The sequence below is a fragment of the Janthinobacterium sp. GW823-FHT06H09 genome (genome assembly GCF_058794735.1).
In genome coordinates this window covers 169,386-190,888 of record NZ_JBXAHC010000002.1, presented here as the reverse complement: position 1 = coordinate 190,888, position 21,503 = coordinate 169,386, and the positions used below count along the sequence as shown (strand labels likewise).

17 protein-coding genes are annotated in these 21,503 nt (G+C 64.9%); 12 read left to right on the top strand and 5 right to left on the bottom strand.

What is annotated here, in order from left to right:
* Both AC1Q6X_RS03410 and AC1Q6X_RS03405 read right to left on the bottom strand, forming a co-directional pair.
* Nucleotides 1-378, bottom strand: coding sequence for a SirB2 family protein (locus AC1Q6X_RS03410; protein ID WP_492495112.1), 378 nt, complete (start codon nucleotides 376-378; stop codon nucleotides 1-3).
* 86 nt (nucleotides 379-464) lie between these two features.
* Nucleotides 465-911: a GNAT family N-acetyltransferase gene (locus tag AC1Q6X_RS03405; RefSeq protein WP_492495110.1), complete on the bottom strand. Its 447-nt coding sequence runs from the start codon at nucleotides 909-911 to the stop codon at nucleotides 465-467.
* A 287-nt stretch (nucleotides 912-1,198) separates the two neighbouring features.
* Here AC1Q6X_RS03405 and AC1Q6X_RS03400 point away from each other — a divergent pair, with 287 nt between their 5' ends.
* From AC1Q6X_RS03400 to AC1Q6X_RS03390, 3 genes are read left to right on the top strand one after another with little or no spacing between them, the layout of a single operon-like run.
* Nucleotides 1,199-2,443, top strand: a complete 1,245-nt coding sequence (locus AC1Q6X_RS03400) for an MFS transporter (protein WP_492495396.1) — start codon at nucleotides 1,199-1,201, stop codon at nucleotides 2,441-2,443.
* The gene (locus AC1Q6X_RS03395) at nucleotides 2,440-3,825 is read left to right on the top strand and encodes a NarK family nitrate/nitrite MFS transporter (protein ID WP_230506046.1); all 1,386 of its coding nucleotides are present in this window, start codon (nucleotides 2,440-2,442) and stop codon (nucleotides 3,823-3,825) included. The genes AC1Q6X_RS03400 and AC1Q6X_RS03395 overlap by 4 nt, the downstream gene beginning before the upstream one ends.
* A 56-nt stretch (nucleotides 3,826-3,881) precedes the next feature.
* Nucleotides 3,882-4,574, top strand: coding sequence for a carbonic anhydrase (locus AC1Q6X_RS03390; protein WP_492495107.1), 693 nt, complete (start codon nucleotides 3,882-3,884; stop codon nucleotides 4,572-4,574).
* A gap of 140 nt (nucleotides 4,575-4,714) precedes the next feature.
* Here the strand turns inward: AC1Q6X_RS03390 and AC1Q6X_RS03385 are convergent, their stop codons facing one another.
* Nucleotides 4,715-5,086 carry a ribonucleotide reductase subunit alpha gene (locus AC1Q6X_RS03385; RefSeq protein WP_070223625.1) on the bottom strand — a complete coding sequence of 124 codons (372 nt, stop codon included), beginning with the start codon at nucleotides 5,084-5,086 and terminating at the stop codon, nucleotides 4,715-4,717.
* Between the two features lie 243 nt (nucleotides 5,087-5,329).
* Between AC1Q6X_RS03385 and AC1Q6X_RS03380 the strand changes: the two genes are divergently transcribed.
* From AC1Q6X_RS03380 to AC1Q6X_RS03340, 9 genes are all read left to right on the top strand, one after another.
* Complete coding sequence (locus AC1Q6X_RS03380) at nucleotides 5,330-9,028, top strand: nitrate reductase subunit alpha (protein ID WP_492495105.1); 3,699 nt, start codon at nucleotides 5,330-5,332, stop codon at nucleotides 9,026-9,028.
* Between the two features lies 1 nt (nucleotide 9,029).
* Entirely contained in the window at nucleotides 9,030-10,580 is a 1,551-nt protein-coding gene (narH, locus tag AC1Q6X_RS03375) for a nitrate reductase subunit beta (RefSeq protein WP_492495103.1), read from the top strand.
* A gap of 21 nt (nucleotides 10,581-10,601) precedes the next feature.
* Complete coding sequence (gene narJ / locus AC1Q6X_RS03370; protein ID WP_083287560.1) at nucleotides 10,602-11,246, top strand: nitrate reductase molybdenum cofactor assembly chaperone; 645 nt, start codon at nucleotides 10,602-10,604, stop codon at nucleotides 11,244-11,246.
* 27 nt (nucleotides 11,247-11,273) lie between these two features.
* A complete protein-coding gene (gene narI, locus AC1Q6X_RS03365; RefSeq protein ID WP_072453802.1) occupies nucleotides 11,274-11,960 on the top strand; it encodes a respiratory nitrate reductase subunit gamma in 687 nt (228 codons plus the stop codon).
* Nucleotides 11,961-11,975: 15 nt separating this feature from the next.
* Nucleotides 11,976-12,722, top strand: coding sequence for a peptidylprolyl isomerase (locus AC1Q6X_RS03360; RefSeq protein WP_492495100.1), 747 nt, complete (start codon nucleotides 11,976-11,978; stop codon nucleotides 12,720-12,722).
* A gap of 102 nt (nucleotides 12,723-12,824) precedes the next feature.
* Nucleotides 12,825-13,811, top strand: a complete 987-nt coding sequence (gene moaA, locus AC1Q6X_RS03355) for a GTP 3',8-cyclase MoaA (RefSeq protein WP_070313637.1) — start codon at nucleotides 12,825-12,827, stop codon at nucleotides 13,809-13,811.
* Between the two features lie 137 nt (nucleotides 13,812-13,948).
* Nucleotides 13,949-15,835 (top strand): type IV pili methyl-accepting chemotaxis transducer N-terminal domain-containing protein, encoded by a 1,887-nt coding sequence (locus AC1Q6X_RS03350; RefSeq protein ID WP_492495097.1) that lies wholly within the window; start codon nucleotides 13,949-13,951, stop codon nucleotides 15,833-15,835.
* 24 nt (nucleotides 15,836-15,859) lie between these two features.
* Nucleotides 15,860-16,522: a response regulator gene (locus AC1Q6X_RS03345; protein WP_034781594.1), complete on the top strand. Its 663-nt coding sequence runs from the start codon at nucleotides 15,860-15,862 to the stop codon at nucleotides 16,520-16,522.
* A gap of 133 nt (nucleotides 16,523-16,655) precedes the next feature.
* On the top strand, nucleotides 16,656-17,867 hold the full coding sequence (locus AC1Q6X_RS03340; protein ID WP_492495096.1) for an NnrS family protein: 1,212 nt from the start codon (nucleotides 16,656-16,658) through the stop codon (nucleotides 17,865-17,867).
* Between the two features lie 7 nt (nucleotides 17,868-17,874).
* Here AC1Q6X_RS03340 and AC1Q6X_RS03335 read toward each other — a convergent pair whose 3' ends face one another.
* Together AC1Q6X_RS03335 and AC1Q6X_RS03330 are read right to left on the bottom strand one after the other, a co-directional pair.
* Nucleotides 17,875-18,000: a hypothetical protein gene (locus tag AC1Q6X_RS03335; RefSeq protein WP_268994148.1), complete on the bottom strand. Its 126-nt coding sequence runs from the start codon at nucleotides 17,998-18,000 to the stop codon at nucleotides 17,875-17,877.
* A gap of 33 nt (nucleotides 18,001-18,033) precedes the next feature.
* Nucleotides 18,034-21,471, bottom strand: coding sequence for a response regulator (locus tag AC1Q6X_RS03330; RefSeq protein ID WP_492495094.1), 3,438 nt, complete (start codon nucleotides 21,469-21,471; stop codon nucleotides 18,034-18,036).
* Nucleotides 21,472-21,503 lie beyond the last annotated feature (32 nt).

The following is a 21,503-nucleotide window of genomic DNA, read 5'->3' as shown; positions in this document are numbered from 1 at the left end:
CTACAGCGGCCAGGCCTGCTTGGTGACGGCCACGGCGACGATGTAGGCGAAGACCAGCACGGCGAGGGCGAAGGCGGCGCCGCGCACGGCCGGCGTCTTGCCCCGTTTCAGCGCAATGGTGCCCAGCGCGATGTAGGCCACCAGCGCGCACAGTTTGGCGGCCAGCCAGGGCTGGCTGCCCGGCGACTGGCCGCTCCACACGGCCAGGGCGATCGCGCTGGCCAGCAGTGCCGTGTCGACCAGGTGCGGCAGGATTTTCACCCAGCGCTGCTGCAAGGCGGGCGAGGCGCGCAGCATCCAGGCGCCGCGCAACAGGAACAGCGCGCCGCTGGCGGCGGCGCAGCCCATGTGGAAATGTTTGAGGCTCAGATAATCCATGCGTGATGTGGTGGCGTTGATTGATGGTGGCGCCAGCATAGCCGCCTTTGGCGTCCTGCGCCATACGCCGTCGGGACGAGATGCAGCTAACGCAGGAATTTCACGTACACGAACTCCGGATCGCCCTCATCGAGATGGTCGATCCGGCCGCTGCGCACGAAGCCCGCGCCGGCGAACAGCCGTTGCGCGGCGCCGTTCGACCGGTTCGTCGAGGTGAATAGCTTCCCTGTCTTGCACGTGGTAGCGGCGGCCGCCAGCAGGCGCAATCCCACGCCGCAGCGCTGGTGCGCGGGCGCGACCACCACCAGCGAGACAAAACCGTGGCCGAAGAAGTCGTCGTGCGTGAGGACATAGCCGGCCACGTGGGCCGCCCGGATGGCCACCTGGCAGCGGCCCTTGCCGACGGCGGCGCGCACGGCCTCGCCACGCTCCGGGTGCGCCTGGGCATAGGCGTCGCAGGCCAGCATGGCTTTCACATCGCCAGCTTGGGCCACGCGCGTGATGATGTCGTCTGTTTCGTGCCTGTTCTGCATGCCGCTCCTTTCTCCAGGCGCCGAGTGTGCCAAAAATGCGCCGGTTTGTAAAACACCCGCCATCCAGGCTAGGCGCGCACCCCGTCATCTAGTCACTTTTGCCGATGCGGCTATCCAGATTGCCTTCCCAGAATCACCCTGTGGCCGATAGTGCCTTTCGCCGCTGCCACGTAAGCTGGTCGGGACGGCTGGCCAGACGGCCAGTGCATTCATGGAGAAACATCGTGGCTACCCTAGATGGCACTAACAAGAACAGTAACAGCAGTAACAAGGCAGTCGAACCGGGCATGCGGCGCAAGCAGGCGTCCGTATTAATCAGCAGTACCTTCGCATTTACCATCTGCTTTGCAGTCTGGATGATGTTTGCCGTACTGGGCATCCCCATCAAGACCAGCCTGGGCTTGACTGAAACGCAATTCGGCCTGCTGGCCGCCATGCCCGTGCTGACGGGCTCCCTCGTGCGCGTGCCGCTGGGCATCTGGACAGACAAATACGGCGGACGCCGCGTCTTCTTCCTGCTGATGCTGGCCAGCGTGGTGCCGATCTACCTGATTTCCTACGCCACCGCCTACTGGCATTTCCTCGTGCTGGGCATGTTCGTGGGCCTGGCGGGCGGTTCGTTTTCCGTCGGCACGCCGTACGTGGCGCGCTGGTACGAAAAAGAGCGCCGCGGCCTGGCGATGGGCATTTTCGGCGCCGGCAACTCCGGTTCCGCGCTGACCAAGTTCGTCGCGCCGGGCATCGTCGCCGCCTTCGGCTGGCAGATGCTGCCCAAGGTGTATGCGGTGGCCATGCTGGCCACGGCCATCATCTTCTGGCTGTTTTCGTACACGGACAAATCGCACCTGGCGCCATCGGGCGAAAGCTTTTCCGCGCAGATGAAGGTGCTGAAGGACCCGCGCGTGTGGCGCTACTGCCAGTACTACTCGGTGGTGTTCGGCGGCTACGTGGCGCTGGCCCTGTGGATGACGAAGTACTACGTGGCCGAATACGGTTTTGATCTGAAGCACGCGGCGCTGCTGGCCGCCTGCTTCTCGCTGCCGGGCGGCGTGCTGCGCGCGGTGGGCGGCTGGATCTCCGACAAATACGGTGCGGCGAAAGTCACCTGGGCCGTGATGTGGGTGTGCTGGGTGTGCTTCTTCCTGCTGTCGTATCCGCAAACGCAGATGGTCGTGGAAACCGTCACCGGGCCGCTGGCCTTCCATATCGGCCTGTCGCCGCTGTGGTTCACCGTGCTGCTGTTCATCGTCGGCATCGCCATGGCCGTCGGCAAGGCATCCGTCTTCAAGTTCATCGGCGATGATTTTTCCGACAACATCGGCGCCGTCTCGGGCGTGGTGGGTCTGGCCGGCGGCCTGGGCGGCTTCATCCTGCCCGTGATGTTCGGCGCCCTGGTGGACTTCACGGGCGTGCGTTCGAGCTCCTTCATGCTCCTGTACGGCACCGTCTGCGTTTCCCTCGTCTGGATGCATTTCTCGTTCAAGCCGCTGCGTGCGGCACCAACTACTCAACCTGCAGGAGTTAAAGCATGAGCCGCTATATGATCAATACCTGGGAGCCGGAAACCCCGAGCTTCTGGCAAAGCACGGGCAAGGCCACGGCCGCGCGCAATCTGTGGATCTCGATTCCCGCGCTGCTGCTGGCGTTTGCCGTGTGGATGGTGTGGAGCGTGGTGGTGGTCAACCTGCCCAACATCGGTTTCACCTACAGTAACAACCAGCTGTTCTGGCTGACGGCCTTGCCGGGCCTGTCCGGCGCCACCTTGCGCATCTTTTACTCGTTCATGGTGCCAATCTTCGGCGGCCGGCGCTGGACGGCCATTTCCACGGGTTCCCTGCTGATTCCCGCCATCGGCATCGGCCTGGCCGTGCAGGACGTGAACACCGGTTATCCGACCATGCTGATCCTGGCGCTGCTGTGCGGCTTCGGCGGCGGCAATTTCGCCTCGTCGATGGCCAACATCAGCTTTTTCTATCCGAAGGCCAGCAAGGGCTTCGCGCTGGGCATGAATGCGGGCCTGGGCAACCTGGGCGTGTCGGTGGTGCAGTTCGTCGTACCGCTGGTGATCACGTTCGCCGTCTTCGGCGCCTGGGGTGGCGATTCGCTCACCTGGGTCAAGAATGGCGTGAGCAAGGAGATGTGGCTGCAAAACGCGGGCTTCATCTGGGTGCCGTTCATCGCGCTGTCGACTTTACTGGCCTGGTTCGGCATGAATGACCTGGCGTCGGCCAAGGCCTCGTTTTCCGAACAGGCCGTGATCTTCAAGCGCAAGCACAACTGGCTCATGTGCTGGCTGTACACGGGCACCTTCGGCTCCTTCATCGGTTACTCGGCCGCGTTCCCGCTGCTGATCAAGATCCAGTTCCCCGATGTGAACCCGCTCGATTACGCCTTCCTGGGACCGTTGGTCGGTGCCCTGGCACGTGTCGCCGGCGGCGTGATTTCCGACAAACTGGGCGGCGCCCGCGTCACCCTGTGGTCCTTCCTCTTGATGATAGGCGCCGTGCTGGGCGTGCTGTACTTCATGCCGCAAGCCGGCGTGGGTGGAAGCTTCAGCGGCTTCTTCTGGATGTTCATGCTGCTGTTCGCCGGCACGGGCATCGGCAATGCGTCGACCTTCCGCATGATTCCCGTGATCTTCCTGACGGAGCACCAGCGCGCGGCGGCCGGCAAGGGCAAGGCGGCGCAGGAGCAGGCGATCGTCGACGCCAACAAGGAAGGCGCTGCCGTGCTGGGCTTCACGTCGGCCGTGGCGGCCTACGGCGCCTTCTTCATCCCGAAAAGCTATGGCACCTCGATTGCGCTGACGGGCAGCCCCGACGCGGCCCTGTGGTGCTTCATCGGCTTTTATGTCAGCTGCATCGCCATCACCTGGTGGTGCTATGCGCGCAAGAATGCGCCGATGCCTTGCTAAAGTTGGAATGTCTGGCAAGTCGTTCTTGCCAGACGTTGAGGAAATGAGAGTATGTCATGGAAGAACTGGAAAAATTCGTCAACGGCTTCAGCCTGTTTCAGCAGCAGTATTTCAGCGAGCCGCAAACCTTGTACGACAGCCTGCGTGACGGGCAGCGGCCCTCGACCTTGCTGATCGGCTGTTGCGATTCGCGGGTCGATCCCATGCTGCTGACGGGCAGCGACCCGGGCGACATGTTCGTCGTGCGCAATATCGCCAACCTGGTGCCGCCGTGCACGCCAGACGCGCCGCCCGGCGTCAGTTCGGCCATCGAATTCGCCGTCTGCAAGCTGGAAGTGGCCAGGGTCATCGTGCTGGGCCATGCACGCTGCGGCGGCATCCGCGCGCTGCTGGAACCGCAGCCGCGCGCGGAAGGGCAGGAAACGGACTTCGTGGGACAGTGGATGCGCATCGCCGAACCGGTGGCGCAGCGCGTGCGGCGTGACCTGGCGCACCGCTCGTCGGAGGAACAGCACCATGCGTGCGAACTGGCCAGCATCCTGCAGTCGCTGGACAACCTGCTCACCTACCCGTGGCTCAAGCGCCGGGTGGAGCAGGGCGTATTGAAAGTGCATGGCTGGTATTTCGACATCGACAGCGGGGCACTGATGGCCTATTCGGCGCGCCAGCAGCAGTTTTTGCCGCTCGTCTGTCCGATAGAGCGGGCGCGCCATCTGCATGAGCGCCCTTGGCCGGATGCGGCCAGGTAATCCGAAACGTGCCGCCAACAATGTGTCGGATTACGCTACGCTAATCCGACCTACGTCGCGGCATTCTTCCGCCAATTACGCAAGGTAGGTCGGATTGGGCGGGGCCGCCGAGGCCGCAGGCCGTAATCCGACAACTTCCCTCAGCTAAAACGCAATAAATCCCCGCTGCGGTCAAACGCCAGCAGGCTGTCGATGCGGCCTTGCTCGATGGCCGTCACCATGGCGCGCAGGGGCGCTTCGCATTCCTGCGCGGCTGGCGGCTGGCCCTCGCGACCCGCCAGTCCCGCCACGAAGACCACGTCCCAGTGCGTCTGCATCTGTTTCGACTCCTCCTTCAACGTCTCGAAGCTGCCCAGTTCATCGGGCAGCTTGTCGGCGCACATCACGGGCGTGAGGGACTTGCCCTGGCCGCCAGGCTGGGCCTGTGCTTGGGTAAACGTGAACAGCAGGCGTTGAGGCTGCTCCTGGTTGCGGGCGCTGTGCAGCAGGCTGGCGTAATCAGTAATCGACATGGTGCTCTTTCTCTGTGTTGAACGATGACGACAGGTATACCGCAGCACGGTCGCGGCGCCCATAGGCAATAGTGACTATCCGGGTGACTACGCGCCTATGCATTCCTGGTGCCGGAAACCGACTTCTTGCCAATACCGCCGGGCACGGCGCGTCGATAGACTGTTTGTATCGACGCGTGGGCCATCCGGCTTGCAGCGTTTTTATGACCTGGCGCCGCTCCGGCGGCGCAATGTGGAGGTAGCATGAGTCACTTTCTGGACCGTCTTAAATTTTTTAGCAAGCCCGCCGAGCCGTTTTCCAACGGCCATGGCACCGTGGTCGACGAAGACCGCACCTGGGAAAACGCCTACCGCCAGCGCTGGCAGCACGACAAGATCGTGCGCTCCACGCATGGCGTGAACTGTACCGGCTCGTGCAGCTGGAAGGTGTACGTCAAGAATGGCCTGATCACCTGGGAAACCCAGCAAACCGATTATCCGCGCACGCGGCCCGACCTGCCCAATCACGAGCCGCGCGGCTGCCCGCGCGGCGCCAGCTATTCCTGGTACGTGTATTCGGCCCAGCGCGTGAAATACCCGATGGTGCGCGGCCGCCTGATGGAAATGTGGCGCGAAGCGCGCAAGACCATGGACCCCGTCACGGCCTGGGACTGGATCAGCCAGGACCCCGTGCGCTCGCAGCAGTACAAATCCATCCGCGGCCTGGGCGGCTTCGTGCGCGCCACGTGGGAAGAATCGAATGAAATCATCGCCGCCGCGAACGCGCTGACGATCAAGAAATACGGCCCGGACCGCATCGTCGGCTTCTCGCCGATTCCCGCCATGTCCATGGTCAGCTATGCCTCCGGCACGCGCTACCTGTCGCTGATCGGCGGCGTGGCCCTGAGCTTTTACGATTGGTACTGCGACTTGCCGCCGGCCAGCCCGCAAGTGTGGGGCGAGCAGACGGACGTGCCGGAATCGGCCGACTGGTACAACTCGACCTATCTGATGGTGTGGGGTTCGAACGTGCCGATGACGCGCACGCCCGACGCCCACTTCTACACGGAAGTGCGCTACAAGGGCACGAAAACCGTGGCCATCTCGCCCGACTATGGTGAAATGGTGAAGTTCGGCGACATCTGGCTGGCGCCGAAACAGGGCACGGACGCCGCGCTGGCGCTGGCCATGGGCCACGTCATCCTCAAGGAGTTCCACTCGGAAGGCCAGAGCGCCTACTTCCGCGACTATGCGCGCCAGTACACGGACTTCCCCATGCTGGTGCTGCTCAAGGAGCATAACGGCACCCTGGTGCCCGATTACTTCCTGCGCGCTTCGCACCTGGACAACAACCTCGACGAAACCAACAATCCGGAATGGAAAACCCTCGTCATCGACGAAACCACGGGCGCCATCACCGCGCCGGCCGGCTCCATCGGCTTCCGCTGGGGCGAGTCGGGCAAGTGGAACCTGGAACAGAAGGCCGGCGGCAGCGGCGCGCCCATCGTGCCGATGCTCTCTGTGATCAACGACAGCGACGCCGTCACGGAAGTGGGTTTTGCCTACTTCGGCGGCAAGGACGCGTCCGACATGCTGCTGCGCAAGGTGCCGGTGAAAACCATCCGCCTGGCCGACGGCACGACGGGCCTCGTCACCACCGTATTCGACCTGACCCTGGCCAACTACGGCATCGACCGTGGCCTGGGCGGCGAGAACGTGGCCGAGAGCTATGACGACGACGTGCCGTACACCCCCGCGTGGCAAGAGAAGCACACGGGCGTGAAACGCGCCGACGTCATCACCGTGGCGCGCCAGTTCGCGGAAAACGCGGATCAGACGCGCGGCAAGAGCATGGTCATCGTGGGCGCCGGCCTGAATCACTGGTACCACATGGACATGACGTACCGCGGCATCATCAATATGCTGATGATGTGCGGCTGTATCGGCCAGTCGGGCGGCGGCTGGGCCCATTACGTGGGCCAGGAGAAACTGCGTCCGCAAACGGGCTGGACGCCTTTGGCCTTCGCCCAGGACTGGGTACGCCCGATGCGCCAGATGAACGGCACCTCGTTCTTCTATGCCCACACGAGCCAGTGGCGCCACGAAAAGCTGGAAACGGGCGACATCGCCTCGCCATCGGCGGCCGGCGGCACGGGAGACCTGACCCTGCTCGATTACAACGCCAAGGCCGAGCGCATGGGCTGGCTGCCATCGGCGCCGCAGCTGCAGACCAATCCGCTGGAGGTGGCCAAGGCCGCCAAGGCGGCAGGGCAGGCGCCGGCCGCGTATGCGCTCGACCAGATCAAGGCGGGCCAGCTGCAGTTCTCGTGCGACGATCCGGACAATCCGGCCAACTTCCCGCGCAATATGTTTGTCTGGCGCTCGAACATCCTGGGCAGCTCGGGCAAGGGCCACGAGTACTTCCTGAAATACCTGCTCGGCACGCAGAACGGTTTGCTCAGCGACGAAGACGACTGCATCACGCCGAAACAGGTGAAAGTGCGCCCGGCCGCCGAAGGCAAGCTCGATCTGCTGGTGGTGCTGGATTTCCGCATGTCGACCACCTGCCTGTATGGCGACGTGGTGCTGCCGACGGCCACCTGGTATGAAAAGGACGATCTGAATACGTCGGACATGCATCCGTTCATCCATCCGCTGTCCGAAGCCGTGCAGCCGCTGTGGCAATCGAAGTCGGACTGGGAAATCTACAAGGGGCTGGCAGAGAAATTCTCGGAAATCGGCGGCGAGCTGCTGGGCACCCAGCAAGACATCATCCTCACCCCGCTGATGCACGATACGCCGGGCGAACTGGGCCAGCCCTTCGATCCCAAGGATTGGCGCGCCGGCGAATGCGATGCGATTCCCGGCAAGACCATGCCGAACATGACGGTGGTCGAGCGCAATTACCGCGACGTCTACAAGAAGTTCACCTCGATCGGACCGCTGCTGGAAACCATCGGCAATGGCGGCAAGGGCATTTCCTGGAAAACGGGCCATGAAGTCGAGGTCCTGCGCGGCATCAATCGCACGGTGCTCGATGAAGGCGTGTCGAAGGGCCAGCCGCGCCTCGATACGGCCATCGATGCGGCCGAGATGATTCTGTCGCTGGCGCCGGAAACGAATGGCCACGTGGCCGTCAAGGCCTGGGCCGCGCTGTCCGCCATCACGGGACGCGAGCACACGCATCTGGCGCTGCCGCGCGAGCATGACAGCATCCGCTTCCGCGACGTGCAGGCGCAGCCGCGCAAGATCATTTCCTCGCCCACCTGGTCGGGCCTGGAAAGCGAGGAAGTCAGCTACACGGCCGGCTATACCAACGTGCATGAACTGATCCCATGGCGCACCCTGACGGGCCGCCAGCAGTTCTACCAGGATCACCTGTGGATGCGCGACTTCGGCGAGGGGCTGTGCGTGTACAAGCCGGCCATCAACACGAAGACGACGGAAGCGCTGCTGGGCACCAAGCCGAACGGCAACAAGGAACTGGCGCTGAACTTTTTGACGCCGCACCAGAAGTGGGGCATCCACTCCACGTATTCGGACAACCTGCGCATGCTGACCCTGTCGCGCGGCGGACCGCACGTGTGGCTGTCGGAGACCGACGCGCAAGCTGCCGGCATCGTCGACAACGACTGGATCGAGGTCTTCAACGTGAACGGCAGCCTGACGGCGCGCGCCATCGTCAGCCAGCGCATCCCGGCCGGCATGACGATGATGTACCACGCCCAGGAAAAGATCATCAACGTGCCTGGCGCGGAGATGACGGGCAAGCGGGGCGGCATCCATAACTCGGTCACGCGCGCCGTGCCCAAGCCGACGCACATGATCGGCGGCTACGCCCAGCTGGCGTACGGCTTCAATTACTACGGCACGGTGGGCTCCAACCGCGATGAATTCGTATTGGTGCGCAAGATGAACAAGGTCGACTGGCTCGAAGGCCCGTTGCAGGAAGAAGGAGCATAGTATGAAAATCAGAGCGCAAATCGGCATGGTGCTGAACCTGGACAAGTGCATCGGCTGCCACACCTGTTCCGTCACCTGCAAGAACGTGTGGACCAGCCGCGACGGCGTCGAGTACGCATGGTTCAACAACGTGGAAACCAAACCCGGCATCGGCTATCCGAAGCAGTGGGAAAACCAGGACAAGTGGAATGGCGGCTGGCGCCGCACGGACTCTGGCAAGATCGAGCCGCGCCAGGGCAGCCGTCTGAAGATCCTGGCCAATATCTTCGCCAATCCGAACCTGCCCGCCATCGACGAGTACTACGAGCCGTTCACCTACGACTACGAGCACCTGCAAAGCGCGCCGCTGTCGCAGACGCCGCCGACGGCCCGTCCGATCTCCGTGCTGACGGGGAAAAAGATGGAGAAAATCGAGTGGGGCCCGAACTGGGAAGATGACCTGGGCGGCGAGTTTGCCCAGCGCAGCAAGGACAAGCTGTTCGACAACATGCAGAAGGAGATGTACGGCACGTTCGAAAACACCTTCATGATGTATCTGCCGCGTCTGTGCGAGCATTGCCTCAACCCGACGTGCGTGGCGTCTTGCCCGTCCGGCTCCGTGTACAAGCGCGAAGACGACGGCATCGTGCTGATCGACCAGGACAAGTGCCGCGGCTGGCGCATGTGCATCTCCGGTTGCCCGTACAAGAAGATTTACTACAATTGGTCGTCCGGCAAGGCGGAGAAGTGCACGTTCTGCTTCCCCCGCATCGAGGCCGGCCAGCCTACCGTGTGCTCGGAAACGTGCGTGGGCCGCATCCGCTACCTGGGCGTGCTGCTGTACGACGCCGACAAGATCGAGGCTGCCGCCTCCGTGCCGCAGGAGCAGGACCTGTATCAGGCGCAATTGGGCCTGTTCCTCGATCCGCACGACCCGGCCATCATCGCCGAGGCGCGCCGCCAGGGCATCCCGGACCTTTGGCTCGATGCTGCCGCCAAGTCGCCCGTCTACAAGATGGCCGTCGAGTGGAAAGTGGCGTTCCCGCTGCATCCCGAATACCGCACCTTGCCGATGGTGTGGTACGTGCCGCCGCTGTCGCCGATCCAGGCGGCCGCCGAATCGGGCAAGCTGGGCGTCAACGGCATGCTGCCCGACACCCAAAGCCTGCGCATTCCCGTGCAGTACCTGGCCAATTTGCTGACGGCCGGCGACCAGCCGCCCATCGTCACGGCGCTGGACCGCATGCTGGCCATGCGTGCCTACATGCGCAGCAAGACGGTCGAGAAGGTGGAGAACCTCACGGTGCTCAAGCAAGTGGGATTGACCCAGGCGCAGGTGGAGGACATGTACCACATCATGGCCATCGCCAATTACGAAGACCGCTTCGTTATCCCCAGCAGCCACAAGGAAATGGCCGAGGACAGCTTCAACGAGAAGGGTTCGTGCGGCTTCAGTTTCGGCAACGGCTGCTCGGACGGCAGCAGCGAACCGACCTTGTTCGGCAAGAAAAAACACGGTTCGGCCATCTTCATGCAGATGCCGAAGTCGCGCAAAACGGCGCCTGGCGCCTAAGGAACCGATATGAACAACGCTATGCATCACTATCAAGTCCTCTCGCGCCTGCTGCTGTATCCCGAGCCCGAGCTGATCGCGCACCTGCCGCAACTGGAGGCCGCGCTGGCGGCCGTGCCGGAGCAGCAGGCGCTGTTGCGGCCCTTGCTGGCGCACCTGGAAAGCAGCAGCCTGATCGACCTGCAGCAGCAGTACGTGGCCACGTTCGACCGCAATCCCTCGCACTCGCTGCACCTGTTCGAGCATATCCACGGCGAATCGCGCGACCGGGGCCAGGCCATGGTCGACCTGATGGAGGAATACAAGCGCCACGGCCTGCAAATGGTGGGCGACGACTTGCCCGACTTCGTGCCCCTGTTCCTGGAGTTTTTGGCGCAGCTCGACGAGGCAGTCTCGGCGCCGCTGCTGGGCGACGCCGTCCACGTGCTGGCCCACATCGGCCGCAAGCTGACGGCCAACGGCAGCCCGTATGCGCCCGTCTTCACCGTGCTCGAACGCCTGAGTCCCGTGGCGGCCGAAATGCTGGCCGAACCGCCGGTGCGCGACATGGATGAAGCGCTGGAAACCTTCGGTCCCGGTGCGGATGGCGTCGAGCCCTTGCTGCGTCAAGCCCCGGGCGGCGTCCATCCCGTGCATTTTCACCCGCAGCCGCGCCGCGCCGCTTGAAGCGCGCCCGCATGAGGAGAGTACATCATGAGTAATTATTTGCATCAATTTGTGTATGGCATTTATCCATACATCGCGCTGGCCATCTTTTTTCTCGGCAGCCTGATCCGTTTCGACCGCGAGCAATACACGTGGAAGTCCGATTCCAGCCAGCTGCTGCACCGCGGCAGCCTGCGTTTGGGCAATATCCTGTTCCACATCGGCATCATCGGCCTGCTGTTCGGCCATGCGGCCGGCTTGCTGACCCCAGTCTGGGTGTGGGATACCTTGGGCGTGTCGCATAGCCTGAAGCAGGGCGTGGCCATGGCGGCCGGCGGCGTGATGGGCGGCCTGTGCCTGGCCGGCATCCTGATCCTGCTGGTGCGCCGCTTCAGTAACGACCGGCTGCGCGCCGTCACCACGGCCGGCGACAAGCTGGTGATGGTGTGGATACTGCTGACCTTGCTCCTGGGCCTGTCGTCTATCTTCGTCTCGGCGTCGCACATGGATGGCCACATGATGGTCTTGCTGATGAACTGGGCGCAGCACATCGTCACCTTCCGCGGCGACGCCGCCAGCTTCATCGTCGATGCGCCGCTGGTGTTCAAGCTGCACCTGTTCATGGGCATGTCGCTGTTCGTCATCTTCCCGTTCACCCGTCTGGTGCACGTATGGAGCGGCTTTGGCGCCATCGGTTACCTGGGACGCGCCTATCAACTGGTGCGCCGCCGTTAAGAAAGGAATCACATCATGGGAATCTCCGTCAATGGCATCGATATCGACGATGCCGACATCGCGCAGGAATTGCCGCATCACGACGGTGCCGGCAATCCGCTGAAACAGGCCGTGCATGAACTGGTGCTGCGCCGGATGCTGCTGGCCGAGGCCGAACGCCTCGGCGTGCAGGGCGGCAGTATTGATGACCGCATCGAGGCGCTGTTTGCGCAGGAAGTGCGCGTGCCGCCCGCCGACGATGCGGCTTGCCGCACCTTTTATGCGCAGCGCCCGCAGCTGTTTCGCAGCGGCGCGCTGGTCGAGGCGCGCCACATCCTGTTTCAGGTGACGCCGGAGGCGCCTTTGGAGCTGCTGCGCACGACGGCGCAAGCCGTGCTCGATGCCCTGAAACTGGCGCCCGAGCGCTTCGCCGAACTGGCGGCGCAGTATTCGAACTGTCCGTCCGGCGCGCTGGGCGGAAGCCTGGGCCAGCTGTCGCCGGGCCAGAGCGTGCCGGAATTCGACGCCCTCGTGTTCCGCCTGGAGGCAGGCGCGCTGGCCGGCCATTTGCTGGAAACGCGCTTCGGCTACCACATCGTGCAGGTGCTGCGCCGGGTCGAAGGCCAGGCCATCCCGTACGAAGCGGTGCAGGCGCAGATCGCCGACCGCCTGGCGCGGGCGGCGTGGCAGCGCGCCGTGCACCAGTACCTGCACCTGCTCGTGGGGCGCGCGGACATCGCCGGTATCGAGCTCGAAGGCACAGCCAGCCCGCTGGTTCAGTAAGTAGAAATGCGTAGCTAAAAAGGCGTAGGCCGCTAGGCCTTCTGGGGCACAGCCAGATTGTGCCCCAGCCTTTACAATCACGGAAGAATCAGGAGTAGCGTCATGGGTAGCGTCAAGTTGCAGGACCGTTTCGGCCGTTCGATCGATTATGTACGGCTGTCCGTCACCGACCGCTGCGATTTGCGCTGCGGTTATTGCATGCCCAAGGGATTTCGCGGCTTCGAGGAGCCGAAGGACTGGCTGACGTTCGACGAAATCGAGCGCCTGCTGGGCATTTTCGTGCGCCTCGGCACGCGCCGCGTGCGGCTGACGGGCGGCGAGCCGCTGTTGCGGCGTAACCTGCCGCAGCTGGCGCAAAGGCTGTCCGCGCTGCCCGGTCTGGACGACCTGTCGCTGTCGACCAACGCCACCCAACTGGGCAAGCATGCCGTGGCCTTGCGCGCGGCCGGCGTGGACCGCATCAACGTCAGCCTCGATTCGCTCGACCGCGCCTGCATGCAGCAGATCACGGGACGCGACAGCCTTCAGCCCATTCTGGATGGCCTGATGGCGGGCAAGGCGGCCGGTTTCGACCCGATCAAGATCAATATGGTGGCCATGCGCGGCGTCAATGACGGCCAGATCGAGGCCATGGCGGCCTTTTGCATCGAGCAGCAGTTCATCCTGCGCCTGATCGAAGCCATGCCGATGGGCAGTACGGGCCGCAATGCCAGCTACATGCCGCTGGGTCCCGTTCGCGAACGCCTGGCGGCCCGCTTCGGCCTGGTGCCGCAGGCGATGGAACTGGGGGGAGGGCCAGCGCGCTACATGGCGACCCCCGACGGACGCTCGAGCATCGGCTTCATTACGCCCATGTCGCAGCATTTTTGCGCCACCTGCAACCGGGTGCGCCTGTCCGTCGATGGTACCCTGTACCTGTGCCTGGGACAGGAAGAGAAATTCGCGTTTGGCCCCATGCTGCGCGGCGGGGCCACGGATGCGCAGATCGAGGCGGCGATCCGCGCCGCCATCGAACTGAAGCCGCAGCAGCATGATTTCAATACGCAGCCCGATAAAATTATCAGGTTCATGGCGCAGACGGGCGGCTGAGTGGAGGTGTCACTGCTGGGGTCAGACCCGCCGGGTCTGACCCCGGATCTTTGCCTGTGGGTGGAGTGATGTCGCTGACTTGACTGCATAGGGGCCACAAACAGGCATTCATTAGGGGTAGTATGAAATTCAAGGCGATGTTTTCCTCCTGGCAGAAGCTGTCGACCAAGATCGTCGGCGCGCTGCTGCTCATGCTGGTGCTGGCCTTGAGTGCCATCGGCTGCACCCTGTTTTTGTCGTGGCAGCTCGAAGGCAGTTCGGCCGCCATCAACGAGACGGGCCGGCTGCGCATGCAGACCTACCGCCTGACCCTGCTGCTTGCCAGCGACGCCCGCGAGCAGGCGCGCCAGCAAGTGCTGCTGATCGACGAGACCCTGGCCAAGATCGGCCACGGCGACCCGCAGCGTCCCCTGTTCCTGCCCCCCAGCACGGCTATCAAGTCCGAATTCGAACGCATCGGCGTCGCCTGGCGCAGTGCCTTGCGTCCGGCCGCCCTGGCCGCCGATTCCATTGTGCGCGCGCGCCAGTTCGAGCATGACGCCGACACCTTCGTGGGACAGGTGGACCAGCTGGTGCGCCTGATCGAGCACGACAGCGAACAGCGCACCTTCTGGCTGCGCGCCTCGCAGCTGATCCTCGTCGGCATGGCCGTCATCGGCACGGTCAGCATGATTTACCTGATGTTCATGCTCATCATCGAACCGGTGACGCGGCTGCGCCTGGGCATGCAGCGCATGAAGGAGCGCGACTTCAGCGTGCGCCTGGCCGTCGAGAGCAATGACGAATTCGGCCAGCTGGCCAGCGGCTTCAACCAGATGGCCGACCGCCTGCAGGCGCTGTACGGCAACCTGGAAGAGGGCGTGCGCAGCAAGACGGCCACGCTCGAATACCGCAACCGGGAGCTGGCGCTGCTGTATGAAAGCGCCGCCTTTTTGCAGCGCCCGCAGCCGCTGGAAGACATCTGCGGCGGTTTCATGCAGCGCATCGTCGATTATTTCGAGGCCGACGGCTCCACCGTGCGCGTGCTCGACGCCGAGCGGGGCAACCTGCACATGGTGGTGCATACGGGCCTGTCCGAAGAACTGGTGGCGTCCGAGCATTGCCTGAAGGTGGGCGACTGCCTGTGCGGCACGGCCGTCGAGATGAAGGTGGCGAAGGTGCACGACATGCGGCGCATCGACAAGGCGCACGAGCTGCGCTGCCACCGCGAGGGCTTTGCCACCGTCTCGGTTTTCCATATCCACGCGCACGAACAGCACCTGGGCTTTTTCAACCTGCATTTCCGCCATGCGCGCGTGTTTTCCGCGCGCGAGCTGGCCTTGCTGGAAACCCTGGGCCAGCTGCTGGGCATCGCGCTGGAAAACCTGCGCCTGGTCGCGCGCGAACGCGAGATGGCCATTTCCGAAGAGCGCAATCTGGTGGCGCAGGGCCTGCACGACAGCATCGCGCAAAGCCTCAACTTCCTCAACCTGCAGGTGCAGATGCTCGACGACTCCGTGCGCAATGCGCGTTTCGACGAGGTGGCGGGCATCGTGCCGGCCCTGCACGCGGGCGTGAAGGAAAGCTACGAGGACGTGCGCGAACTGCTGGCCAATTTCCGCAGCCGCCTGATGGAGGATGACCTGATCGGCTCCCTGCGCGCGGCGCTGGACAAATTCCGCCGCCAGACGGGCATCGACGCCGAGCTGCTGGCCGACGTCGACGGCGCGCCATTCCCCCGCGAGCAGCAATTGCAGTTATTATTCATCGTGCAGGAAGCGCTGTCGAACATCCGCAAGCACGCGCAGGCCAGCCACGTCGAGGTGCGCCTCGCCGATCACCAGGATTTTACGCTGACGATCAGCGACAACGGCGTCGGCTTCGACGCTGCCGCCGTGCTGGAAAAGGGCGACAGCCATGTCGGCATCCATATCATGCGCGAGCGCGCGCAGCGCATCGACGCCACGTTCGACGTGCATGCCTGCCCCGGCGGCGGCACGACCGTCGAACTGCATTTGTCGCGCGAGCAGCGCCGCGCCGCCTAAGCCACTATCTGAAAGTATAAAAAAATGGAGACTCCCGATAAACCGATCACCGTCATGCTGGTGGACGACCACGCGCTGTTCCGCAGCGGCATACGCTCGCTGCTGCAGCGCCATACGGACTTTTCCGTCGTGGGCGAGGCGGCCGATGGCGTGGAAGGCATCAAGCGCGCCATCCAGCTGCAGCCCGACGTGGTGCTGCTGGACCTGAACATGGCCGGCATGTCCGGCGTGGAAGCGCTGCAGCTGATGCAGCACGACTGCCCCGATACGGCCATCGTCATGCTGACCGTGTCGGAAGACGCCGAAGACCTGGCCACGGCCCTGCGCGCGGGCGCCTGTGGCTATTTGATCAAGAATATCGACGCCGACTACCTGGTGCGCGCCATCCGCCGCGCGGCGGCCGGCGAAGTCGTCATCGCCGAAGCGATGACGGGCAAGCTGGTGGCGCAGCTGCAGGCGGGCACGCGGCGCGAGGAACCCGTGTCGGAGCTCGACAAGCTCACCCCGCGCGAAAAGGAAATCATCGATTGCCTGTCGCGCGGCGAGAGCAACAAGGGCATCGCCCGCACCCTCGACCTGGCCGAAAGCACGGTCAAGATCCACGTGCAGAACGTGCTGAAAAAACTCAACCTCACGAGCCGCGTGCAGGCGGCCGTGTACGCGGTCGAGCACCGCCAGGGCAAGTAGCCCGAGTCGGGGTCGGACCCGCCGGGTCAGACCCCATGGTGACTTCTCGCTATCTCTCTAGTCCTTTATGCCGATGCCGGCATCTGCGCTTTTAAAGTAGTATATTGAATATATCTTTAAAGGCGACTCCATCATGGCCATCACCCCGATCAGCGAACCTTCTCCACCTTCCACGACAGCAGGCGCCGCTCCCTGGCATGCCGGCCACGCCGTCTGGCAACTGGGCTTCCGCCCGTTCTACCTGCTGGCGGCCGTGTTTGCGGCCATCGCCATTCCCCTGTGGCTGGCCAGCTATGGGGGCCTGCTGCCTGGCGGTCTGCAGGTGGGCCTGGGATGGCACATGCATGAAATGGTGTTCGGCTTCGCGCTGGCCGTCGTCGTCGGTTTCCTCTACACGGCGGGGCGCAACTGGACGGGCTTGCCCACGCCGCACGGCGCTCCGCTGATGGCGCTGGCGGGGCTGTGGCTGGCGGGACGCGTGGCCATGCTGTGCGGTCCCGGCCTGCTGCCGGCGCTGATCGACTGGCTGTTCCTGCCGCTGGCCGCCTGGCCCCTGTACCAGGTGCTGCGCCGCTCGGGCAATACGCGCAATCTGTTTCTCGTCGGTCTGCTGGCCTTGCTGGCGCTGGCCAATGGCCTGTTCCACGCGGCCGTGCTGGGCTGGCTGCCGCTGTCGCTGTTTGTGCCCGTGCAGGCGGCCATCTTCATCATCGTGCTGATCGAATCGGTGATCGGCGCGCGCGTCATTCCCATGTTTACCCGCAATGGCGCACCTGGCAGCACGCCGGTGGCCAGCCCGAAACGCGCGCTGGTCGCCGTGGCCTGCATGGCGGCGGCCGCGATTGCGTGGCTGGCCGGTGCGCCCGCCTGGCTGACGGCGCCGCTGGCCTTGTGCGCGGCAGGCGTATCGCTGGCCAATCTGCTGGCCTGGCAGCCGCAGCGCACGGTGCGCGTGCCGCTGCTGTGGATTTTGCACCTGTCGTATGCGTGGATCGGCATCGGCTTTGCGCTGCTGGCGGCTGCCAGCCTGGGTCTGCTGCCGGCCAGCGCCGCCTTGCACGCGCTGACGGTGGGATCGATGGCGGGCCTGATCATCGGCATGATGACGCGCACCACCCTGGGCCACACGGGACGTGCGCTCAAGGGCGGCAGGGCGGAAGCGGCGATGTACTGGCTGATCCAGCTTGGCGCGCTGGCGCGCCTGCTGGCTGCCGTCGGTCCCGCCTCGCTGTCCATGCCGCTGCTGCTGGCAGCCGGCGCGTGCTGGTCGCTGGCCTTTGGCCTGTATGCGTGCGTGTATGCGCCTTATTTGTGGCGCGCCAGGGTGGATGGCCGCGAAGGCTAGCCTGGCGTCAGAACGGGCGCCAGGCCAGCAGTTTCTTGATTTCCGGCGCCCAGTAGGACAGCGATTCGCCCACGACGAATAGCAGCATGCCCAGCATGAAGGCTCTCAACAGCAAATCCCTGCACCAGATCATGGCGTCTCCTAAATTTCCATATTGGCAAGTCTATCATTGGCATGCGCTGCCATGTTGTGTTTCTGGCATGGTCGGCTGGCCGGGCGTCGGCGTCTGTGCCGTGAATGCGGCGACGGCATCGATGGCGTGCGCCAGCGCCTGTTCCAGGGCATCGAGCGCGGCAGACGCATCGCCGCCCGCGTGCAGCAGCTGTTCGGCTTGCTGGGCGGCTTGCAGGGTGGCGGGCAGGGCCAGGCTGCCTGCCACGCCGGCCAGCTTGTGCGCCAGCGCGGCGGCGTCGCCGCGTGCGTTGGCCGCCAGCAGCGCGCGCATGGCGCCCACCGTATTGCGGTAAGTGTTGCCGAAGTGCGACAGATGCTGGCGGTAGGGTGCTTCGTCGAGCCACTGCGCCATCCCTTGCGCCAGGTCGATCACGGGCGCCGCGCCGCCTGCCCGCGAGGGCGTCGCCGCTTCGGTCGCTGCCGGCGGCAGGGCCGGTAGCCCTTGCGCATGGCGCCGGTGCGCGCTCGCGATCAGGGCGATGGTCTGCGGCACGTCGAACGGTTTGCTGATGAAATGGTTCACGCCCGCTTCCAGCGCCGCCGTGCGCTGTGTCCGGAACGCCCCGGCCGTCAGGGCCACCACGGGCAAGTCCTGGAACTGCGGCAGCTGGCGCAGCGCGCGCGTCGCCTGCAAGCCATCCATGACGGGCATCTGCACATCCATCAGCACGATGTCGACATCGGACGGGTGGGCCAGCAGCCAGTCCAGCGCCTGCTGGCCATCGCAGGCGAACGAGGGCAGGGCGCCCTGGTCGCACAGGATATGGTTGACCACGTCGCGGTTGATGTCGCTGTCGTCGACCACCAGCACGCGCACGCCGGCCAGCACGCGTGCGCCCAGCGCTGCGTGGCCCGTGTCCAGGCCGGCCGCTTCAGCACGCCGCTGGCGCGCTTCCATCGTCGCGTTGTACAGGCTGGAAGCCGTCACCGGTTCGTTGAGGATGGCATCGGCCGGATTGGCCGGGTCCGTATGGCGGCGCGCGGGCGCTGTCGCCGGTGCGCCGCTGGCCGCCAGGATCACGATGGGGCAATCCTGCGGCGGCAGGTGCTCGCGCAGGGCGCGCGCCGTGGTTTCCCCGTCCATGTCCGGCATGCGCGCGGCCAGCACGATGATGCCGGGCCGCGCGTCCTCGGCGCAGGCCAGCGCATGCTCGAGCGCCGCCTGGCCGCCGGAGACGGCATGCACGCGCCAGCCCAGGCCCTGCGCGACGGCGGCCACGGCGGCGCGCGAGTCGGCCTTGCCGTCGGCCAGCAAGACGCGCAAGCCCTGCATGTCGGGCGAGGACGGGGCGCTGGCGGGCATCAGCTCTAGCGGCACCGTGAAACTGAATGTGCTGCCCTGGCCCATGACGCTTGTCAGGCGCATGGCGCCGCCCATCAGGCGCACCAGCTGGCGGCAGATGGTCAGGCCCAGGCCCGTGCCGCCGAAGCGGCGCGTGGTGGAGCTGTCGGCCTGGGCGAAGGCGGAAAAGATCGCCTCCTGCACCTCGGGCGCGATGCCGATGCCCGTGTCGCGCACGCTGAAACACAGCACCGCGGCGTCGCCGTCGCGGCTCTCCAGCGCGCTCGTCAGCTCGACCGCGCCTTGCGCGGTGAACTTGATGGCGTTGCTGGTCAGGTTGACCAGCACCTGTTCCAGCCGCAGCGCGTCGCCCATCACCTGCTCGACGCCATCGGGCAGCGGCCCGATGCGCACTTCGATCGGCTTGTCATGCGCGGCCACGCCCATGCTGGCGGCGATCTTTTCGATCACGTCGGCCAGGCGGAACGGCGCCCGTTCGATGGTCATGTGGCCCGCCTCGATTTTCGATACGTCCAGCACGTCGTTGATGATGCCCAGCAGGGACTGGCCGGCGGCGCGGATCTTGCGCGCCATGAGCAGCGCTTCGCCATCGAGGCCGTCGCGTTCCAGCAGCCAGGCCATGCCGAGGATGGCGTTGAGCGGCGAGCGGATTTCATGGCTCATGTTGGCGAGGAATTCCGCCTTGCTGCGGTTGGCCGATTCGGCCGCGTCGCGCGCCAGCAGCATGGCCTCTTCGGCCTGCTTTTGCGTGGAAATATCCTGGGCAAAGATCAGGGTCGCCGGTCCATCCTTGAGCACCACGCGCGTGGTGGTCTTGTACATGGGCACGGGCAGGCCCTGCTTGCCCAAGCCCACGGCCTCGAACACCTGTTCGCTGGGCGAATCCGCCTCGATCAGCGCTTCATTGGCGGCCAGCGCCGCCAGCGATGGCGCGGAAATCATCGCGGACCAGGGCAGGCCGTTCAGATTGTCATCCGCCGTGTAGCCGTGCAGCCTGCGGTAGCGGGGATTCGAGTAGATGAAGCGGCCGTGGCGCAGGATGGCGATGGCCACGGGCGCGTCTTCGATCAGGGTGCGAAAGCGCGTTTCGCTGTCGGACACGGCTTGCATGGCCTGGCGCTCCGTTTCCTGCTCCGCATGCCAGGCGGCCTGCTGCCGGCGCCGCCGCTGGCTCCAGAACAGCAGGCTGGCCGCGGCCAGCGCCAGCACGGCAAAGGAAAGGACGTAGCCGAGCGCCTGGCGTTGCAGCGGGGCGGCGATGGCCGCTTCTTCGCGGCTCAGGCCGATGATGAGGGCGCGGTCCATGTGCAGGGCCGGCGGGGCGATGGTCGCCATGGCCATGACGCGGGGGGCGGCGGGGGCGCCGGCAATGTCGACGCCGCTCAGGACGCCCGCCTGAAAGCCGCTGTCGCGCAAGCGCCGCAGGAAGCTGCCGGGGACGTCCATATTGGCGCCATTGGCAGTCCTGGCCGGGTAATTCAGGAACTGCCGGCCGTCGCCATGCAGGACCACGGCCCAGACGTCGGGCGCGTACATGGCGGTGCGGAACTTGGCCGTGAAGTATTCTGGGGCGAAGGTGGCCACCACCACGCCGGCAAAGCGGCCTTGCTTGTCCTGCACCATGCGCGACGCCGTGATGACCAGGTCGCCCTTGAAGGTATGGAAGGGCGCCGAGATGTACAGCATGCGCGCATCGGGGGCGTCGCGCGCCGTCTGGAAGTAGCCGCGGCGCGAAAAATCCTGGTCCGCCAGTTCCGCGATGTTGGTGGCGACCGGCTTGCCTTGCGCATCGATGACCAGCATGGTGCGCACGCCAGGCATGGCGTCGACCAGCGCGGCCAGGCGTCGGGGCAGCGCTTGCCCGGCGTCCGGTGCCGTGCCGGCGGCCAGATAGTCGCGGATCACGCCGCCCAGCACCAGGTTGGTTGCCTCCAGGTCGACTTCGATATTTTTTGCCAGCAGCGCCGTCAGCACGCTCAGGCGCTCGCGTTCGGCCGCGTCGTGGCGCGCCGCCTCGGCCAGATGCGCATAGGCGAGGGCGGCAGCGACGATGAGCAGCCCGAGGAGCAAGAACAGCCATTCGATCCATTGTCTGCGCACCGCCGCCGCATCTGTGTGATAGGTCATGTGGCGATGCTATACCCGATATGGATTGAGAA

What these genes read in the sequence shown, in the direction of transcription:
- AC1Q6X_RS03410 (WP_492495112.1), bottom strand. Translation starts at nt 378, where the DNA reads ATGGATTATCTGAGCCTCAAACATTTCCACATGGGCTGCGCCGCCGCC.
- AC1Q6X_RS03405 (WP_492495110.1), bottom strand. Translation starts at nt 911, where the DNA reads ATGCAGAACAGGCACGAAACAGACGACATCATCACGCGCGTGGCCCAA.
- AC1Q6X_RS03400 (WP_492495396.1), top strand. Translation starts at nt 1,199, where the DNA reads ATGCGGCGCAAGCAGGCGTCCGTATTAATCAGCAGTACCTTCGCATTT.
- AC1Q6X_RS03395 (WP_230506046.1), top strand. Translation starts at nt 2,440, where the DNA reads ATGAGCCGCTATATGATCAATACCTGGGAGCCGGAAACCCCGAGCTTC.
- AC1Q6X_RS03390 (WP_492495107.1), top strand. Translation starts at nt 3,882, where the DNA reads ATGGAAGAACTGGAAAAATTCGTCAACGGCTTCAGCCTGTTTCAGCAG.
- AC1Q6X_RS03385 (WP_070223625.1), bottom strand. Translation starts at nt 5,086, where the DNA reads ATGTCGATTACTGATTACGCCAGCCTGCTGCACAGCGCCCGCAACCAG.
- AC1Q6X_RS03380 (WP_492495105.1), top strand. Translation starts at nt 5,330, where the DNA reads ATGAGTCACTTTCTGGACCGTCTTAAATTTTTTAGCAAGCCCGCCGAG.
- narH (WP_492495103.1), top strand. Translation starts at nt 9,030, where the DNA reads ATGAAAATCAGAGCGCAAATCGGCATGGTGCTGAACCTGGACAAGTGC.
- narJ (WP_083287560.1), top strand. Translation starts at nt 10,602, where the DNA reads ATGCATCACTATCAAGTCCTCTCGCGCCTGCTGCTGTATCCCGAGCCC.
- narI (WP_072453802.1), top strand. Translation starts at nt 11,274, where the DNA reads ATGAGTAATTATTTGCATCAATTTGTGTATGGCATTTATCCATACATC.
- AC1Q6X_RS03360 (WP_492495100.1), top strand. Translation starts at nt 11,976, where the DNA reads ATGGGAATCTCCGTCAATGGCATCGATATCGACGATGCCGACATCGCG.
- moaA (WP_070313637.1), top strand. Translation starts at nt 12,825, where the DNA reads ATGGGTAGCGTCAAGTTGCAGGACCGTTTCGGCCGTTCGATCGATTAT.
- AC1Q6X_RS03350 (WP_492495097.1), top strand. Translation starts at nt 13,949, where the DNA reads ATGTTTTCCTCCTGGCAGAAGCTGTCGACCAAGATCGTCGGCGCGCTG.
- AC1Q6X_RS03345 (WP_034781594.1), top strand. Translation starts at nt 15,860, where the DNA reads ATGGAGACTCCCGATAAACCGATCACCGTCATGCTGGTGGACGACCAC.
- AC1Q6X_RS03340 (WP_492495096.1), top strand. Translation starts at nt 16,656, where the DNA reads ATGGCCATCACCCCGATCAGCGAACCTTCTCCACCTTCCACGACAGCA.
- AC1Q6X_RS03335 (WP_268994148.1), bottom strand. Translation starts at nt 18,000, where the DNA reads ATGATCTGGTGCAGGGATTTGCTGTTGAGAGCCTTCATGCTGGGCATG.
- AC1Q6X_RS03330 (WP_492495094.1), bottom strand. Translation starts at nt 21,471, where the DNA reads ATGACCTATCACACAGATGCGGCGGCGGTGCGCAGACAATGGATCGAA.